The 16,969-nt window shown below is 71.3% G+C and carries 13 protein-coding genes; 3 read left to right on the top strand and 10 right to left on the bottom strand.

Going from position 1 to position 16,969, the window contains the following annotated elements; translation table 11 throughout:
• Positions 1-83 precede the first annotated feature (83 nt).
• Entirely contained in the window at positions 84-1,295 is a 1,212-nt protein-coding gene (locus tag ACGF13_RS01880) for a threonine aldolase family protein (protein WP_392867806.1), read from the top strand.
• Positions 1,296-1,454: 159 nt separating this feature from the next.
• On the opposite strand, the gene ACGF13_RS01875 is transcribed toward ACGF13_RS01880, so the two are convergent.
• The 8 genes from ACGF13_RS01875 to ACGF13_RS01840 all read right to left on the bottom strand — a co-directional run bounded on the left by ACGF13_RS01875 (position 1,455) and on the right by ACGF13_RS01840 (position 13,444).
• Complete coding sequence (locus ACGF13_RS01875; protein WP_392867804.1) at positions 1,455-3,836, bottom strand: immune inhibitor A domain-containing protein; 2,382 nt, start codon at positions 3,834-3,836, stop codon at positions 1,455-1,457.
• Positions 3,837-4,145: 309 nt separating this feature from the next.
• Complete coding sequence (locus ACGF13_RS01870) at positions 4,146-6,668, bottom strand: ATP-dependent Clp protease ATP-binding subunit (protein WP_392867801.1); 2,523 nt, start codon at positions 6,666-6,668, stop codon at positions 4,146-4,148.
• A gap of 650 nt (positions 6,669-7,318) precedes the next feature.
• Complete coding sequence (locus ACGF13_RS01865; protein ID WP_363380541.1) at positions 7,319-7,672, bottom strand: Lsr2 family protein; 354 nt, start codon at positions 7,670-7,672, stop codon at positions 7,319-7,321.
• A gap of 91 nt (positions 7,673-7,763) precedes the next feature.
• Entirely contained in the window at positions 7,764-8,300 is a 537-nt protein-coding gene (locus ACGF13_RS01860) for an amino-acid N-acetyltransferase (RefSeq protein ID WP_392867798.1), read from the bottom strand.
• A 10-nt stretch (positions 8,301-8,310) separates the two neighbouring features.
• Positions 8,311-8,748, bottom strand: coding sequence for a BlaI/MecI/CopY family transcriptional regulator (locus ACGF13_RS01855; RefSeq protein WP_363380547.1), 438 nt, complete (start codon positions 8,746-8,748; stop codon positions 8,311-8,313).
• A 242-nt stretch (positions 8,749-8,990) separates the two neighbouring features.
• Positions 8,991-10,628 carry a bifunctional lysylphosphatidylglycerol synthetase/lysine--tRNA ligase LysX gene (gene lysX / locus ACGF13_RS01850; protein WP_392867795.1) on the bottom strand — a complete coding sequence of 546 codons (1,638 nt, stop codon included), beginning with the start codon at positions 10,626-10,628 and terminating at the stop codon, positions 8,991-8,993.
• A gap of 18 nt (positions 10,629-10,646) precedes the next feature.
• Positions 10,647-12,446 carry a hypothetical protein gene (locus tag ACGF13_RS01845; RefSeq protein WP_392867792.1) on the bottom strand — a complete coding sequence of 600 codons (1,800 nt, stop codon included), beginning with the start codon at positions 12,444-12,446 and terminating at the stop codon, positions 10,647-10,649.
• Positions 12,447-12,691: 245 nt separating this feature from the next.
• Positions 12,692-13,444, bottom strand: coding sequence for a hypothetical protein (locus tag ACGF13_RS01840; protein WP_392867789.1), 753 nt, complete (start codon positions 13,442-13,444; stop codon positions 12,692-12,694).
• A gap of 161 nt (positions 13,445-13,605) precedes the next feature.
• On the opposite strand from ACGF13_RS01840, the gene ACGF13_RS01835 reads away from it, so the two are divergent.
• Both ACGF13_RS01835 and ACGF13_RS01830 read left to right on the top strand, forming a co-directional pair.
• On the top strand, positions 13,606-14,160 hold the full coding sequence (locus ACGF13_RS01835) for a SigE family RNA polymerase sigma factor (protein WP_188297597.1): 555 nt from the start codon (positions 13,606-13,608) through the stop codon (positions 14,158-14,160).
• A gap of 60 nt (positions 14,161-14,220) precedes the next feature.
• A complete protein-coding gene (locus ACGF13_RS01830; RefSeq protein WP_392867787.1) occupies positions 14,221-15,138 on the top strand; it encodes a hypothetical protein in 918 nt (305 codons plus the stop codon).
• A 31-nt stretch (positions 15,139-15,169) separates the two neighbouring features.
• Here the strand turns inward: ACGF13_RS01830 and ACGF13_RS01825 are convergent, their stop codons facing one another.
• Both ACGF13_RS01825 and nadC read right to left on the bottom strand, forming a co-directional pair.
• Positions 15,170-15,958 carry a type III pantothenate kinase gene (locus ACGF13_RS01825; protein ID WP_392867785.1) on the bottom strand — a complete coding sequence of 263 codons (789 nt, stop codon included), beginning with the start codon at positions 15,956-15,958 and terminating at the stop codon, positions 15,170-15,172.
• Between the two features lie 48 nt (positions 15,959-16,006).
• Positions 16,007-16,969 (bottom strand): carboxylating nicotinate-nucleotide diphosphorylase, encoded by a 963-nt coding sequence (gene nadC, locus ACGF13_RS01820; protein ID WP_392867782.1) that lies wholly within the window; start codon positions 16,967-16,969, stop codon positions 16,007-16,009.

The raw sequence follows: 16,969 nt of genomic DNA, 5'->3' as shown, positions 1-16,969 counted from the left end.
ACGCGCGGCCGGGGTTTGACGGACTCGGACCGCTTTCCGCGCGCACCGCTGACCGGTCCGGTCCGCTGCGGGACCATCGAGCCATGTATGGCAACAGGAGCGAAGATCCCGACGCCAGTGACCGCCCGAGCCTGCCGGACCGCCGCTTCGCCGCCCTGCGCGGCTGCGAACGGCTGCTGTCCGGGGCCCGGCCGCAGAGCATCCGCGAACGCCTCGCCGACCTGGCGGGCCGGCCCCCGGGCGAGCCCGGGGCCACCTCCGAGCCGCACACCGCCCCCGACCTGGACGGCCGTCCGGACCAGTACGGCGACGGCGTGGTCCGCACCCTGGAGCACCGGGTCGCCGAGCTGCTCGGCACCGAGGACGCGGCCTTCTTCCCGACCGGAACGATGGCCCAGCAGACCGCGCTGCGGATCCACGCCGAGGCCGCCGGGCTGCGCGCCGTGGTCACCCATCCGCTGGCCCACACCGACCGGCACGAGCGGCACGCGCTCGGCGTCCTGTCCGGCCTGCGCAGCCTCTGGCCGACCACCGCGCCGCGCCAGCCCACCGCCGGGGAACTGCGCGCCCTGGACGAGCCGTACGCCGCGCTGAGCCTGGAGCTGCCGCTACGCGACGCCGGGTTCGTGCTGCCCGGCTGGGCGGAGCTGGTGGAGCTGGCCGCGGTGGTGCGGGAGGAGCACGGTGCGGCGCTGCACCTGGACGGCGCCCGGATCTGGGAGTCCGCGGTCGCCCTCGGCCGGCCGCTGCCGGAGGTCGCCGCCCTGGCCGACTCGGTCTACGTCTCCTTCTACAAGACGCTCGGCGGCATCAGCGGCGCCGCGCTGGCCGGCCCGGGCGGCTTCGTCCGCACCGCCCGGGCCTGGCGGCACCGCTACGGCGGGCAGCTCTACCAGCAGTGGCCGTTCGCGCTGGCCGCCCTGGCCGGGCTGGAGCGCGAACTGCCGCGGCTGGCCGGGTACGTGGCGCACGCCCGGACGGTCGCCGGGGCGCTGGCCCGGGCGGTCGCCGCCGTCCCCGGCGCCCGGGTGCAGCCGGCCCCGCCGCACACCCACCAGTTCCAGCTCTGGCTGCCGTACCCGGCCGCGGATTTGGAGGAGGCCGGACTGGGGCTGGCCGAGGACACCGGGATCGGGCTGTTCGGCGCCTGGCGCGAGTGCGGGCCGCCCGGGCTCTCGATGACCGAGGTCACGGTCGCCGCGCCCGCCCTCGACTGGACCGGCGCGGACGTCGCGGTGGCGGTCGCCGCTTTCCTGGACCGGCTGCCGGCCGGCCCCGGAGCCGGGCGGTCCTGAACCCCGGCCCGACCCCGACCGACCCGACAGGGCGTCCGGCCCGACGCCGGCCGGGCCCGACAAAAAGCGTCCGGCCCGCCCCCGCGCGCTGCGGGGACGGGCCGGACGTGGAGTTGTCAGAGCTGCCTGGTCACAGGCCGATCGCTACCGGGGTGGCGATCAGTTGTCGACCGGGCGGACCCGGATCCAGGTCTCCAGGTAGTTCGAGGACTCGTTCTCGACCTCGATGCTGGTCCCGGTCTTCGGGACGTCGACACCGCTGTACGGGTTGTCCTTGTTCCACCAGGACTTCAGGTCGTTGAACTCGTCGACGCCCTTGGCCTTCGGGATGACGGTCTCGGCGCCGGCCTTGTGCAGGGTCAGCCCCGAGGTGCGGCGGGAGCCGAAGGTGGAGTCGTAGCCCTGCATGCGCGGACGCATCAGGCTGCCGTCGGTCCACTTCAGCGGAGCCGGGTGCGAGTCGACCGGCAGGACCAGGCCGTGGCCCGGGTGGGCGCTGACGTTGTTGTCGGTCTGCGACTCGTCCCAGTACCAGATCAGCAGGCCGGGCTGGTACGAGTAGTGCTCGACCCAGTTCGGCTTGTCGGCGAAGCCGAAGTTGTACGGGCCGGTCTTCAGCGTCTGGTCGAAGGACACGTACTGCCGGTTCTCCGCGATGTAGTACTGCGCGTAGTCCTTGGTGTACGAGCCGCCGAAGCGGGTGAAGCCCTCGGCCGCCCAGCTGTTGTCGGCCTTCTCGACGTCGTCGCTGAACACGGTGGCGCCGTCGGCGACGACCGCGATGTTGTCCAGCGTCAGGCCGCGGTAGTGCAGGCCGCCGTCGGTGGTGTTGTGGTAGCGGAACTTGATCTGCTGGCCGGCGTAGGCGTCCAGGTTGAACGACAGGTCGCCCCAGGCGGCCACCTGGCCGCTGATGGCCGGACGGCCGTTCTCGCGCGGCAGCGCGGTGCCGTTCCAGGTGCCGTCGACGACGGTCCAGGTCTTGCCGCCGTCGGTGGAGACCTCGCCGAACGCGTAGTCGAAGTCCTGCTCCAGCTCGTACCAGGCCTTGGCGTTGATGCTGGCCTTGGTCTTGCCGGTCAGGTCGATGTCACGGGTGAGCGTGACGTTCAGGTTGTCGGCGCTGCCGCTCCACCACTCACCGGTGCCGCCGAACGGCTTGTTGATGTCGGTGGTGATGCTCTTCTTCGGCAGGTCGACGATCAGACCCTGCGGCAGCTTGCTGTTGTACTCCGCCGGGCCGATGTGGTGGGTCGACTCGGTGCCGGCCTTGGCGCGGTCGGCGTTCAGCCAGCCGAGCTGGTACTTGCTCCAGCCGTCGAGGTCGTTCGGCATGTCGCCGATGCTGTTCTTGCCCTCGCCGAGCCAGGAACCGGAGGACATCAGCGACCAGAAGCCGACCGAGTTGTCGATGCCCTTGCCGGCGGTGTCGTAGAGGTCCGGCAGACCGAGGTCGTGGCCGTACTCGTGGGCGAAGACGCCGAGGCCGCCGTTCTCCGGCTGCATCGTGTAGTCGCCGATCCACAGGCCGCTGCTGCCGACCTGGACGCCGCCGAGCTTGTTGCCCTCGGGGCCGGCCGTGCCCTGCAGGTTGCCGTAGACGTACGAGCGGTGCGCCCACAGGGCCTTGGTGCCCTGCTTGCCGCCACCGGCCGACTTGTCCTCGCCGGCGTGCACGATCTGGAAGTGGTCGATGTACCCGTCGGGCTGGTTGAAGTTCCCGTCGTGGTGCGAACCGTAGCGGTCCCACTGGTCGTACTGGGCCAGGGTCGCCTTGATCTGCGCCTCGGTCTGACCCTTGGCCAGCTGGTCCTTGTACCAGATGTCCACGGCGTCGCGGATCAGGTCCTGCGCGCTGGCGCAGACGTTGGAGCCGCAGTAGTCGGACCCGTAGCGGGCCTCGTTCCACGGCACCCGGACCCAGTCCGAGACCACGCCGTCGACCGAGTAGCGGCCCGAGGACTGCTTCTCGTAGTAGGTCTTCAGCGAGGGCTTGTCCTTGGCGAAGTACAGGTCCTGGAAGTGCTGCTGGTTGTAGTCGGCCTGCCAGGCGGTCGAGTTGTTGGTCGCCGGGTCCGGCGCCTCGATCTCGTTGTGCTTCGGGCCGGCCTCGCCGCCGTACTTGACCTTGCCGTCGGCGGTCTTGGTGGTGTTGTCCACCTGGTCACCGAAGTCGACGAGGATGGTGAAGATCTTGTCCGTGCGCTCGCGGGCGAGCTCGACGTACTTGTCCTTGCCGAGCTTCACACTGGTGCTGCCGTTGTGCTGCTCGATCTGCGCGGTGCCGTTGAGCAGCTTCTCGGTGGCGGCCTTCTGCTCCGCCTCCACCTTCGCGGTCAGCGGGCCCGGAATGTTGTGCTCGGTGTTCTGGACGGCGTCGGCCGGGTCCTTCGGGACCGGGGCCGAGCCGGCGGCGACGGCGGTGCCCGGGAACAGGCCCGCGCCGAGCGCGACTATGACCGCTGCGGCCGTCGAGGCCGCAGCGGCTTTCCTGGTGTTCTTCAACGTTGTGACGTCCTCCCCGACCGGGGCCAAGCACATGGCCAAAGCCCGGCAAACCAAAATGAAAGACAGGTGGACGTCATTTGATACAAGCGTGCACAGAAAAGATAGACCTTGACCATGACATGGCCACGGCGCTATGCTCCGCGACTTCCCATCACCTGACCGTCTGTCAACCGTATGTTGGTTAAAGCTCGCTGAGAAACCGGGCGCACCCGCACCAGCCGGAGTGGGAGCCAGCCATCCCGGCCCGCACCGGCTCCGGCCCTGGTGGGAGGCGCACGCAACGAGCCCCCGGCGCGAACGCCGGGGGCTCGATGGCTGTGAAGTTGTCTGTTAAAAGTTGGGTTACTTCGTCAGGTCCGGACCGGACGAGGCGACCGCGGCCGGGGTGTCCGCGACGGCCGACTTCTCCTCACCGCGGAAGGTGAACTTGGCCTCCTTGCCCTCACCCTCGACGTCGACGACGACGATGTGGCCGGCCCGCAGCTCGCCGAAGAGGATCTTCTCGGAGAGGTGGTCCTCGATCTCGCGCTGGATGGTGCGGCGCAGCGGACGGGCACCCAGGATCGGGTCGTAGCCGCGCTTGGCCAGCAGCTTCTTGGCCTCGACGCTGAGCTCCAGGCCCATGTCCTTGTCCTTGAGCCGCTCGTCCACCTTGGCGATCATGAGGTCGACGATCTGGATGATGTCGTCCTCGGACAGCTGGTGGAACACCACGATGTCGTCGACACGGTTCAGGAACTCGGGGCGGAAGTGCTGCTTGAGCTCCTCGCCGACCTTCGCCTTCATCCGCTCGTACCCGGTCTGGGTGTCACCCGCGGCCGCGAAGCCGAGGTTGAAGCCCTTCGAGATGTCCCGGGTGCCGAGGTTGGTCGTCATGATGATGACGGTGTTCTTGAAGTCGACCACGCGGCCCTGGGAGTCGGTCAGGCGACCGTCCTCCAGGATCTGCAGCAGCGAGTTGAAGATGTCCGGGTGGGCCTTCTCGACCTCGTCGAAGAGGACGACCGAGAACGGCTTGCGGCGGACCTTCTCGGTCAGCTGGCCGCCCTCCTCGTAGCCCACGTAGCCGGGCGGGGAGCCGAACAGCCGGGAGACGGTGTGCTTCTCGGAGAACTCGGACATGTCGAGCGCGATCAGCGCGTCCTCGTCGCCGAACAGGAACTCCGCCAGCGTCTTGGACAGCTCGGTCTTACCGACACCGGACGGGCCGGCGAAGATGAACGAACCGCCGGGGCGCTTCGGGTCCTTGAGGCCCGCACGGGTGCGCCGGATGGCCTGGGAGAGCGCCTTGATGGCGTCCTTCTGGCCGATGACGCGCTTGTGCAGCTCGTCCTCCATGCGCAGCAGGCGGGACGTCTCCTCCTCGGTCAGCTTGAAGACCGGGATGCCGGTGGCGGTGGCCAGGACCTCGGCGATGAGCTCCTCGTTGACCTCCGCGACGACGTCCATGTCGCCGGCCTTCCACTCCTTCTCGCGCTTGGCCTTGGCCTGCAGGAGCTGCTTCTCGTCGTCGCGCAGGGACGCGGCCTTCTCGAAGTCCTGCGCGTCGATCGCGCTCTCCTTCTCGCGGCGCACGTCGGCGATCTTCTCGTCGAACTCGCGCAGGTCCGGCGGCGCGGTCATCCGGCGGATGCGCATTCGGGAGCCGGCCTCGTCGATCAGGTCGATCGCCTTGTCCGGCAGGAAGCGGTCCGAGATGTACCGGTCGGCCAGGGTGGCGGCGGCGACCAGGGCGGAGTCCGTGATGGAGACCCGGTGGTGGGCCTCGTAGCGGTCGCGCAGACCCTTGAGGATCTCGATGGTGTGCGGCAGCGAGGGCTCGGCGACCTGGATCGGCTGGAAGCGGCGCTCCAGCGCGGCGTCCTTCTCCAGGTGCTTGCGGTACTCGTCCAGGGTGGTGGCACCGATGGTCTGCAGCTCGCCGCGGGCCAGCATCGGCTTGAGGATGCTGGCGGCGTCGATGGCGCCCTCGGCGGCGCCCGCGCCGACCAGGGTGTGCAGCTCGTCGATGAACAGGATGATGTCGCCGCGGGTGCGGATCTCCTTGAGCACCTTCTTCAGGCGCTCCTCGAAGTCACCGCGGTAGCGCGAGCCGGCCACCAGGGCGCCCAGGTCCAGCGTGTAGAGCTGCTTGTCCTTGAGCGTCTCCGGGACCTCGCCCTTGACGATCGCCTGGGCCAGGCCCTCGACCACGGCCGTCTTGCCGACGCCGGGCTCACCGATCAGCACCGGGTTGTTCTTGGTGCGGCGGGACAGCACCTGCATGACCCGCTCGATCTCCTTCTCGCGCCCGATGACCGGGTCGAGCTTGGCCTCGCGGGCGGCCTGGGTGAGGTTGCGGCCGAACTGGTCCAGGACCAGCGAGGTCGACGGGGTGCCCTCGGCGGGCCCGCCGGCCGTGGCCGACTCCTTGCCGCCGCCACCGGTCTGGTAGCCGGAGAGCAGCTGGATGACCTGCTGGCGCACCCGGTTGAGGTCGGCGCCCAGCTTCACCAGGACCTGGGCGGCGACGCCCTCGCCCTCGCGGATCAGGCCGAGCAGGATGTGCTCGGTGCCGATGTAGTTGTGGCCGAGCTGAAGCGCCTCGCGGAGCGACAGCTCCAGGACCTTCTTCGCCCGGGGCGTGAAGGGGATGTGGCCGGACGGGGCCTGCTGGCCCTGGCCGATGATCTCCTCGACCTGCTGGCGAACGGCCTCAAGAGAAATCCCGAGGCTCTCCAGGGCCTTGGCGGCGACGCCCTCGCCCTCGTGGATCAGACCCAGGAGGATGTGCTCGGTGCCGATGTAGTTGTGGTTGAGCATCCGGGCTTCTTCCTGAGCCAGGACGACAACCCGCCGCGCGCGGTCGGTGAACCTCTCGAACATCGTTTATCGCTCCTCAGAGCGGTCGGGCAGTTCGGGGTCCGTCCCCGCCCTGTCCTTCCGCATGCTAGTCCCGCTCAGCGGCGCGGCCCACGGATTCACTCCCCGGTAGAGGAGCGAGATGCTGCGCGACCAGCCGACACCAATCTCAACCTGATGCTGGGAAACGGTGTTCCCGCAGACGGGCCGGATGCACCGGATTCCGCTACGCCATCGGCGAACACGTGCCGCCGGGGCGCGGCCGGAACGGCTCCGGCCGGTCGCACTTACTGCCCCTGGACGGGCCGAAGAACCCGTCCACCTGCATTCATACCCGGTATCGGGGCGCTTCTCGCGCAGTTTCCGCGGTGGCGGTGTTCGCCTGGCGAGAAGTCGGGCCGTGGGGACGGCGGTTCGACGGCGGCCGGGGCCCGGGTGCACCGCCCGGAGGTGTCCGCGTTGCCGCTTCGCCCCTACAGCGTTGCACAGGCCGTCGTTGTTCCGCCGCCCGAGCCGGCGCCCCGCGCGGCCCTCGGTACCGGTGGTGGAGCGGCCCCGGTGGGCACGCGCCGCGGGGCGCGGAGGAGATCCTCCGCGCCCCGTGCGTGTGATGGCGGTGCCGTCCCCGGCCGCCGGGGCCCCGCACCCGCTCCGGCGGGCCTGCGGCGCCGGGATCAGGACGCGTTGGCCTTCTCGTAGGCCTCGCGGACGTTGCTCGGAACGCGACCGCGGTCGTTGACCTCCAGGCCCTGCTCCTTGGCCCACGCGCGGATCTTGGCGGTGTCGGGCGCACCGCCGCCGGACGGACGCGCGGCACCGCCGCGGCCCGGGCGGCGGGCACCGGCGAGCCGGCCGCTCTGCTTGCGGCCCTTCTCGACGTACGGCGCCAGCAGACCGCGGAGCTTGTCCGCGTTCGCGCTCTTCAGGTCGATCTCGTAGGCAACGCCGTCGAGCGCGAACGTCACCGTCTCGTCCGCCGAACCGCCGTCGAGATCGTCTTCAAGAATGACCTGCACCCTCTGTGCCACGGGCTTCCCTTTCCGCTAAACGACCCATTGCCTAAGGAAAGGAAAGCGCCTTTCTCCGGAAAACACAAACCCTTGACCCGGGTGGAGCGGCTCAGAGGTGCAGCAGCATGCGCGAGTTGCCCAGTGTGTTGGGCTTCACCCGCTCCAGGTCGAGGAACTCGGCGACGCCTTCATCGTACGAGCGGAGGAGTTCTTCATAGACATCCGTAGCGATCGCCGCCGGGTCTGTCGTACCATCATCGGTTTCCTGGAGCTCGCCGATCTCGACGAAACCGTGTTTCGCGAAGAACGCGACCTCGAACGTCAAGCAGAAAATCCGACGGACGCCCAGCCAGCGTGCCGTCTGCACCAGCTTCTCCAGCAGCAGGTGCCCGATCCCGTGGCCCCGGACGACCGGATCCACGGCGAGCGTGCGGACCTCGGCGAGGTCCTCCCACATCACGTGCAGCGCACCGCAGGCCACCACCGCGCCGTTGTCGTCGCGTTCCGCGACCCAGAACTCCTGGACGGATTCGAACAGTGTGACTGTGGGCTTGTCCAGCAGAATGCCGTCGCGGGAGTAGGCGTCGATGAGCCCGCGCACTGCCCGCACGTCCGTGGTCCGCGCCCGGCGGATGGTGACCTCCATGGTCGGGACGTTATCGCGCCGCTCCCGGTTCCGTCCCACCGGTATCCGGTCCGTCGTCCGCGGAATCCGCGCCGGTCGGATCGGACGGGAACAGTGCGGCCACCCGCAAGGCGTCCCGGAGCGCTTCGCGTTGCTCGGGGGACATCAGGCCGAAGAAGTGCACCAGGGCCGCCGCCGGATTGTCACTGGTGGCCCAGGCGTCGTTCATCAGGGCCGCCGTGTACGCCTCACGCGAGGAGACCGGTTCATATCGATAGGCCCGGCCGACCCGCTCGCGGCGCAGCCAGCCCTTTCTGTGGAGCTTGTCCAGGACGGTCATCACCGTGGTGTACGCGATTTCGCGTTCCGACCGCAGATCCAGGAGAACCTCGCGAACCGTGACCGGTCGGTTCCACTGCCACACCCGGGTCATGATGGCGTTCTCAAGTTCGCCGAGTTGCCGGACCATAGTGCGGCCAGGATAGGGAGTGAATGGGGCAAATCTTGTGAAGTGCGCCAAACCGGCGCGCCGCCACCCCCGGGAATCGGGAATGGCGGCGCGCCGGTCGTTCGGGCGGCTGACGGTGTCAGTCGAGGTCTTCCTTGGCCCGCTGGGCCCCGCCCTGGCTGCGGATGATGGCCCGCACCAGGAATCCGAAGCCGATCGCCATGACCAGCGGCGGCACGATCGCGCTGACGTAGTCCATCAGGTCACTCCTCCTCGGTCTTCTCCGCCGTCGCGGCGGAAGCCTTCGGCTCCGGCTTCACCAGCGGGAAGAGCACCGTCTCCCGGATGTTCTTGCCGGTCAGCAGCATGATCAGGCGGTCCACGCCGAGGCCGAGGCCACCGGTCGGGGGCATCGCGTACTCCAGGGCGCGCAGGAAGTCCTCGTCCACCTGCATGGCCTCGACGTCGCCGCCGGCCGCCAGCAGCGACTGGGCGGTGAGGCGGGCGCGCTGCTCGACCGGGTCGACCAGCTCGGAGTAGGCGGTGCCGATCTCGGTCCCGAAGATCACCAGGTCCCACTTCTCGGCCACGCCGGGCTGCGAGCGGTGCTGGCGGGTCAGCGGGGAGACCTCGGTCGGGTAGTCCTTGATGAAGGTCGGCCGGACGGCGTTCTCCTCCAGCAGGCGCTCGACCATCTCCAGGACGATCTGACCGTGGCCCCAGTCCTTCTCGAACGGGATGCCGTGCTCGGTGGCCAGCTTGCGCAGCTCCTCGACACTGGTCTCCGGGGTGACCTCGGCGCCCAGGCGGGCGGAGATGCCCGGGTAGACGCGGACCTCCTCCCACGGCTCGGCCAGGTCGATCTCGTGCTCGACGCCGTGCGCGTCCACGCCCCTGATCACCGTGGTGCCCAGCGCGTCCCGGGCCGCGTTGACGATCGTCTCGCGGATCAGCTCGGCCTGGGTGTCGTAGTCGCCGTACGCCTCGTACGACTCCAGCGAGGTGAACTCCGGGTTGTGGGTGGAGTCCGCGCCCTCGTTGCGGAAGTTGCGGTTGATCTCGAAGACCTTCTCGGCGCCGCCGACCACCAGCCGCTTGAGGTACAGCTCGGGGGCGATGCGCATGTAGAGGTCGATGTCGTACGCGTTGATGTGCGTCTTGAACGGACGAGCGTTGGCGCCGCCGTGCACCGGCTGGAGCATCGGGGTCTCGACCTCGATGTAGCCGCGGTCCTCGTAGGTGCGGCGGATCGAGCGGACGACCTTGCTGCGCAGGTGCAGGATCTCCCGGGCCTCGGGGTTGACGATCAGGTCCACGTAGCGCTGGCGGACCCGGGCCTCCGGGTCGGTCAGGCCCTTGTGCTTGTCCGGCAGCGGGCGCAGGCACTTGGCGGTGAGTTCCCAGCGGTCCACCATCACGGACAGCTCGCCGCGCTTGGAGGTGATCACCTCGCCCTCGACGCCGACCTGGTCGCCGAGGTCGATGTCGGCCTTCCAGGCCGCCAGCCGCTCCGCGCCCAGCTTGTCCAGGGAGAACATCACCTGGAGGTCGCCGGTGCCGTCGCGCAGGGTGGCGAAGCAGAGCTTGCCGCCGGTGCGGGAGAGGATCACGCGGCCGGTGACGCCGGCCCGCTCGCCGGTGGCGGTGTCCGGCTCCAGGTCGGGGTGCTTGGTACGCAGGTCCGCGATGGTGGTGGTGCGGGGGAATCCGACCGGGTACGGGTCGACACCGGCCGCCCGGAGCCGGTCCAGCTTCTCGCGCCGGACGCGCATCTGCTCGGGGAGGTCGTCGGTCGCGGGAACAAGGCTCTGATCGCTCACCCCACAAGGGTAGCCAGCCACACGTGGTGCTCCGCGCCGGGATTGCCGTGAGGGGAGAGCGCGACGGCGCTCCCCCCTCACGGCGGCGGTGCGGCGGGGTCAGCCGTCGCGGCGGGCCCGGAGCCGGCGGGCGGTGACCAGACCGGCGGTGCCGAGCAGCACGGCGGCGGCGCTCGTCGCGGCCAGCGGGAGGGCGGCGGAGCTGCCGGTGCTGGCCAGGCTGTCGCCGGTGGCCCGGTCGGTGCCGGAGCCGGTGCGCGTGGTGGAGCCGGTGCGCGTGCCGCCGGTGCCCGGGTCGGCCGCCGCGTCGGGACCGGTGGAGTCCTTGCCGGTGAGGCCGGCCGGGACGACCGCGCCGGTCGGCGCGGGGGAGGGCTCGGTGACGGGCGCTTCGGTGGGCGTCCCGGTGGGGGTCGGGGCGGGCGTGCCACCGCTGCCGGGGGTGCCGCCCGGGGCGGCCCGCAGGTCCACCTGCAGCAGGTCGTTGGCGGGGTTGTGGTCCCAGCTCATGACGGCGCTGGGGTGGCCCGGCTCGTACGCGCTGGTCGTGTTCTGCAGGGAGACCGTCGCGGTCAGCTCACCGGTGCCCGCGGGGACCGAGAGGGTCAGCTTGTGGGAGTTGGTGGCGCCGGCCGGGATGAAGAACGAGCCCAGCCCGTCGCAGGAGAACTTGTTGAGCGGCTTGTCGGACTTCTGGCCGAGCACGTAGTCGTTCGGCTGGCAGGTCGCGGGGAGGCCGGTGACGGTGACCCCCTCCGGGAACTGCACGGTGAGGTCGGGCGCGGCCTCGCCGCCGCTGCGGTCCATGACCGAGGCCGGGCCGTTGTTGACGGCGCCGAGGGTGAAGGTGCCGGTGGTGCCGGAGGCGTCCGGTGCCCAGGAGCCGTTCACCGCGAAGTCGGCGCTGTTGTCGGCGAGGACCTCCTGCTCGGTGTTGTAGGCGTTCATGTCGAGGCCGTCCGGGATCCCCTCACCGGAGGTCTTCACCAGGGTGGCGGGAGCGCCCGTGCCGCGCTGGAACGACAGCTGCCGGCGCAGGTCCGCGGCGCCGCTGCCGTACACGCCCTCGGCGGGGAAGACGGAGTAGCCGGCGAAGGCGTAGCGGGCGTCCGCGCCCACGGTGAGGTCGAGGCCGTTCAGCTTGACGGCCTCGCCGGGGGCGATCTCGCCCTCGATGGTGCAGATGCCGTGCACGGTGGGCATCGGGGATCCGAAGCCGTGGCCCGCCCAGTCGCCCTTGTCCTTCGCGTACTCGCAGTTGGAGGGCCAGGTGGCCACGTCGAGGCCGGGGGTCAGGTAGACCTCGACGACCGCCCGCTGGGCCGCGGACTCGCCGTGGTTGGCGAAGGCCAGAGTCGACGGGAGCGTGCTGCCGACCTTGACGCCGAGCTGCTCCGAGGGCGCCTTGGTGCGGAAGCCGGCACCGCCGATCTCCACCCGGATGTCGGCCTCGGCGGTCTCGGCGCCGGGCGCGCTGAGGGTGGCGTGGACGGTCCCGGTGGAGCCGGGGCGGACACCCGCGACGGCACTCAGCCACGGGTGGCTGGTGATGTTGATGTTCTCCAGGTCGAGGCGCCAGATGTCGCAGGTGATCACCTTGCCCGCGGTGGCGCAGCCCGGGACGCTGAGCGTGGCCAGCCCGTCGATGCCGGTGGTGTCGAACGCGAGCTTGACGCCGTTCACGACGCCGGTGCCGGTCCGGCCGATCCGCAGGTGGATGTTCTCGCCGAACTGCGGCTGGGCGGCCGGCTGGGTCGAGATCTGGATCGTGCCGGTCGGGAAGATCCTGAGCTGGGTGCCGGCGGCGTGCGCCGGGAGGGCCGCGGTGCCGGCGGCCAGGGCGGCCACGACCGTGGCCGTGCCCGCGCCGAGGAACCGGCGCGTGCGAGTCGAGTGCATGTGAATCCCCCGCGAATGGAGTGGTGAGGATCCGCACCCTAGGGATTGTCGAGCGGCCGTCAACCCGGTTGATCCGTCATCAATTCGCCCAGGTCGGGACCGAACGGCCTGGTCAGCGGGGGGAAGTTATGAAGACGTGACCGTCGGCGGCCGGCGGGACGACGGCATTGTCGACACATGGACCGGCATGCGGACGGAGGGGAGACCGCGACGGCGGTCTCCCCTCCGGGGGCGGTACGGCAGGCTCAGCCGGTGCCGGTGGCGAGTTCGACGTCCTCCACGTCCTCGGGGGTCCGGTCGGCCGGCGGGGCCGGTCGGGTGGGGGGCTTGGGGCGGCGGCCGAACAGTTCGGCGGGGGTGGGCATCCGGTGCGGACGGGGCGGCGGGTTCGTCGCGGCGGCGGGCTGCTCGGGGCGGGAGTCGGTGCTGCTCATGGGGGTCCGTCCTCCTACAGGGGTGGGGTGACTGTTCGGCGGTGCGGCGGGGCTCGGTACGGCCACCAGGTGGCGGGGCGCCCCGGTGTGGAGGGCGAGCCGCTCGCGGACGGCGGCCTCGGCCAGCGCGTGGCAGCGCCCGGCGAGCCGGGAGCGGCGGGCCCGCTCGCCCTGGCCGCAGGGCTGGCGGGTCAGCCCGCGCAGCGCGGTGAGGTCCTCGGGGCCGGGCAGGTATCCGTCGGTCACCGCCTCCTCCAGCCGCTGCAGGTAGCCGGGGGCGCTGCCGGGCAGGGCGGAGCGGTAGCGTCCGAGGTCGGCGAGCAGGAAGGCGCGCAGCCGCCCGCCCTCCTGGACGGCCTCGTCGATCGCCTCGGTCAGGCGCAGGGCGTCCTGGACGTCCTCCGCCCACAGTTCGGCGCCCGGTCCGGAGAACGCCGGCCGGTCGGGCCCCTGGAGGTGGATGGGGACGGCGGGGTGCAGGGCTTGGGCGAGGGCGCGGCGCAGCACGCGGACTTCGTCGGCGCTGAAGGCCATGCCGCCGCGCGATCCGTGTGGCGTAGGCATGGACTGACACTACGTGAGGAATATCCGATTTGTCGGTAACGTCGCGCCGAACCACCGGCGTCCGGCCCGGTGAAAAAGCGTTTCGCCGCCATCTGTAACGCCGCCCGGGGCCCGCCTGGTCATCCAGGTGTCAGGGACGAACGAGGGAGGGGCCGGGCAGGATGCGACCGGACGATCAGGAACAGGCGGCCCGCGGCCGGGGCCGGGACGAGGACTTCCAGGCCTTCGCGGCCGGCCGCGCCAGACCGCTCTACCGGTCGGCCTGCCTGCTCACCGGCGGGGACACCCACCTCGCCGAGGACCTGGTGCAGGAGGCGCTCGGGCGGATCTACGTCCAGTGGCACCGCACCTCGTGGTTCGGGGCCAAGCGGCGGATCGACAATCCGGCCGGGTACGCCCACACCGTGCTGGTGCGGGCCTTCCTCTCGCACCGCGGCCGCCGCTCCAGCGGCGAGCGGCCGGTCGACGCGGTGCCGGACGGCGCGGCCCCGCAGGGCGACCCGGAGCTGCGGCTGACCCTGGTGGACGCGCTCGGCCGGCTCACGCCGCGGGACCGGGCGGTGCTGGTGCTGCGCTACTGGGAGGACCGCAGCGTCGAGGAGACCGCCGCGATCCTGCAGAGCACCCCGGGCGCCGTCCGTACCCAGTCCTTCCGGGCGCTCGGCCGGATCCGCACCGTGCTCGGCGACAGCCTCGACATGCCGGCCGAACGCTGAGCCGGCTCTCACGACCCCCACTGATCACGTCAACTCACCAGGTAGAGAGGTTGGTTCAGCATGTCCGCAGAACACGACGGGCCCGACGAGCGGTTCGAGCGGGCCTTCGCCGAGGCCATCGGCGCGGCCGGCGGGGCCTTCGAGACCGAGGCCGGCCGGCTGGTCGACACCGGCTGGTCGCACGGGCGCCGGCTGCGCCGCAGGCGGCGGGTCGGCACCGCGGCGGGCGCCGCCGCCCTGGCCCTGGTCGGGGTGGGCGGAGCCGCGCTCGGCGGCCTGCTGCCCGGGCAGGTCGCCCCGGCGGTGGCCGGCCCGGCGTCGGGCGGGGCGCCGAGCGCGTCCGCGGCCCCGGTCTCGGGACCGGAGTTCCAGCAGATGCTCACCGAACTGCTGCCGCAGGGGGCGGTGACGGTGGGGGAGGCCCGAGGGACCGAGAGCGACATCCCGCAGCTGCGGCTGGTCCTGGACGACGGGAACGGCGCGGTCCAGTACCTGTTCTGGATCATGGGCCGCGTCGGCGACACCGGCTGCCCGGCCACGACGACCCCGGGCGACACCTGCACCGAGTCGGACCTCCCGGGCGGCGAGCACCTGCGGGTCTACCAGGCCGGGACGCGCGACGGCGAGCCGGCCGGCTCCAAGATGTGGTCCGCCAAGCTGTCCGGGAGCGGCTACCAGGTGTCGATCCAGGAGTGGAACCGCAAGCCGCTGGAGCAGGGCGCGCCGATCACCCGCACCGACCCGCCACTGACACCGGACCAGCTCGCCGCGGTGGTGAAGGCCCCGCGCTGGCAGCAGGTGGTGGCCGCGCTGCCGGACCCGCGGGCGGGGAAGCCCACCGGTCCGGCGCCCACGCCCACGCCCCCCGCACCGGGGACCCTCCCGATCACTCCGGCCCCGGGAGTCACCTTGTATCCCTGGGATGGGGTGACGACCGGCCCGCAAACCCTGCCGGCCTTCCCGAAGCCCGGCAGCTGAGCGCCGCTCGGCAGCCCCGCGACCGAGGGGCTCAGGCGGCGGGTCGGTTGCGCTCGTACACCAGGCGCAGGCCGATCAGGGTCAGCCAGGGCTCGTGCACGTCGATGGTGGTGGCCTCGCCGAGGACCAGGGAGGCGAGACCGCCGGTGGCGATCACCTGGACGTCGTCCGGGTCCTTGGCGAGCTCCCGGGCCATCCGCTCGACCAGGCCGTCGACCTGGCCAGCGAAGCCGTAGAGGATGCCGGACTGCATCCCCTCGACGGTGTTCTTGCCGATCACGTTGCGCGGACGGGCCAGTTCGATCTTGCGCAGCTGGGCGCCGCGGACGCCGAGCGCCTCGACCGAGATCTCGATGCCCGGGGCGATCGCCCCGCCGACGTAGTCGCCGCGCGCGTTGACGGCGTCGAAGGTGGTCGCGGTGCCGAAGTCGACCACGATGCACGGACCGCCGTACAGGTGGTTGGCGGCCAGTGCGTTGACGATCCGGTCGGCGCCGACCTCCTTGGGGTTGTCCATCAGGACGTGCACCCCGGTCTTCACGCCGGGCTCCACGATCACCGCGGGGACGTCGCCGTAGTAGCGGCGGGTCACCTCGCGGAGCTCGTGGAGCACGGCGGGGACGGACGAGCAGATCGCCAGGCCCTCCACCGCGGCCTCCCGGACCGCGGTGTGGTTGCCCATCAACCCCTGCAGCAGCACCGCCAGTTCATCGGCCGTGCGGCGCGGATCGGTGGAGATCCGCCAGTGTTCCACCACGTCCTCGCCGTCGAACAGGCCGAGCGTGGTCTGGGTGTTGCCGACGTCGATGGTGAGGAGCATGGGGCGCTTTCTGCGAGTCGGGACGGGTCTGTGCTCGACCGCTGACGGTCAGGCGCGCAGGTCCAGGCCGATGTCCAGGATCGGCGAGGAGTGGGTGAGCGCGCCCACGGCCAGGTAGTCGACACCAGTCTGGGCGACCTCGCGCGCGCTGGCCAGGGTCAGTCCGCCGGAGGCCTCCAGCTTCGCCCGGCCGGCCACCAGCGCCACGGCCTCCTTCAGCTGCCCGACGGTGAAGTTGTCCAGCAGGATCAGGTCCGCCCCGGCCTCGAGCACCGGTGGGATCTGCTCCAGGGTGTCCACCTCGACCTCGACCGGCAGCTCCGGGTACGCGGCCCGGACGGCCCGGAAGGCCTCGGCCACGCCGCCGGCCGCGACCACGTGGTTGTCCTTCACCAGCGCCGCGTCCGAGAGCGCCATCCGGTGGTTGGCGCCGCCGCCGCAGCGCACCGCGAACTTCTCCAGCGCGCGCAGGCCCGGGGTGGTCTTGCGGGTGTCCCGGACCACCGCGCCGGTGCCCTCCAGGGCGTCCGCCCAGGCGCGGGTCGCGGTGGCGATGCCGGACAGGTGGCAGAGCAGGTTGAGCGCGCTGCGCTCGGCGGTCAGCAGGTCGCGGGTGCGCGAGCGGACGGAGAGCAGCACCTGGCCGGCCTCCACCCGGTCGCCGTCCTCGACGTGCCGCTCGACCTCGAACTCCTCCTCGCAGATCAGCGAGACGACCGCCTCGGCGACCCGCAGGCCGGCCACCACGCCGGCCTGGCGGGCGGTGAAGTCGGCGGTCGCGACGGACTCGGCGGGCACGGTCGCCACCGAGGTGACGTCCTCGCCGCCGGCCAGGTCCTCGGCCAGCGCCAGGGTGGCGATGTCCTCGACCTCGACCGGGTCCAGCCCGGCCTGCTCCAGCAGCTCGGCCAGCTGCGGGTCCAGACCGGTCTCGTAGCCCTCGCCGTCCCCGCAGGCGCAGCCGTCGCCGCAGCCGCCGGCCATCGGGAGTTCCTCGTGGGAGTGGGTCAT

This window comes from Kitasatospora sp. NPDC048286, assembly GCF_043201735.1.
GTDB lineage: Bacteria > Actinomycetota > Actinomycetes > Streptomycetales > Streptomycetaceae > Kitasatospora.
Note: the sequence above shows the minus strand (reverse complement) of the source record. Positions and strands in the feature narration are given on the sequence as shown.

What these genes read in the sequence shown, in the direction of transcription:
- ACGF13_RS01825 (WP_392867785.1), bottom strand. Translation starts at nt 15,958, where the DNA reads ATGCTCCTCACCATCGACGTCGGCAACACCCAGACCACGCTCGGCCTG.
- ACGF13_RS01855 (WP_363380547.1), bottom strand. Translation starts at nt 8,748, where the DNA reads ATGGTCCGGCAACTCGGCGAACTTGAGAACGCCATCATGACCCGGGTG.
- ACGF13_RS01835 (WP_188297597.1), top strand. Translation starts at nt 13,606, where the DNA reads ATGCGACCGGACGATCAGGAACAGGCGGCCCGCGGCCGGGGCCGGGAC.
- ACGF13_RS01860 (WP_392867798.1), bottom strand. Translation starts at nt 8,300, where the DNA reads ATGGAGGTCACCATCCGCCGGGCGCGGACCACGGACGTGCGGGCAGTG.
- ACGF13_RS01870 (WP_392867801.1), bottom strand. Translation starts at nt 6,668, where the DNA reads ATGTTCGAGAGGTTCACCGACCGCGCGCGGCGGGTTGTCGTCCTGGCT.
- ACGF13_RS01875 (WP_392867804.1), bottom strand. Translation starts at nt 3,836, where the DNA reads ATGTGCTTGGCCCCGGTCGGGGAGGACGTCACAACGTTGAAGAACACC.
- ACGF13_RS01845 (WP_392867792.1), bottom strand. Translation starts at nt 12,446, where the DNA reads ATGCACTCGACTCGCACGCGCCGGTTCCTCGGCGCGGGCACGGCCACG.
- nadC (WP_392867782.1), bottom strand. Translation starts at nt 16,969, where the DNA reads ATGACCCACTCCCACGAGGAACTCCCGATGGCCGGCGGCTGCGGCGAC.
- ACGF13_RS01840 (WP_392867789.1), bottom strand. Translation starts at nt 13,444, where the DNA reads ATGCCTACGCCACACGGATCGCGCGGCGGCATGGCCTTCAGCGCCGAC.
- ACGF13_RS01830 (WP_392867787.1), top strand. Translation starts at nt 14,221, where the DNA reads ATGTCCGCAGAACACGACGGGCCCGACGAGCGGTTCGAGCGGGCCTTC.
- ACGF13_RS01880 (WP_392867806.1), top strand. Translation starts at nt 84, where the DNA reads ATGTATGGCAACAGGAGCGAAGATCCCGACGCCAGTGACCGCCCGAGC.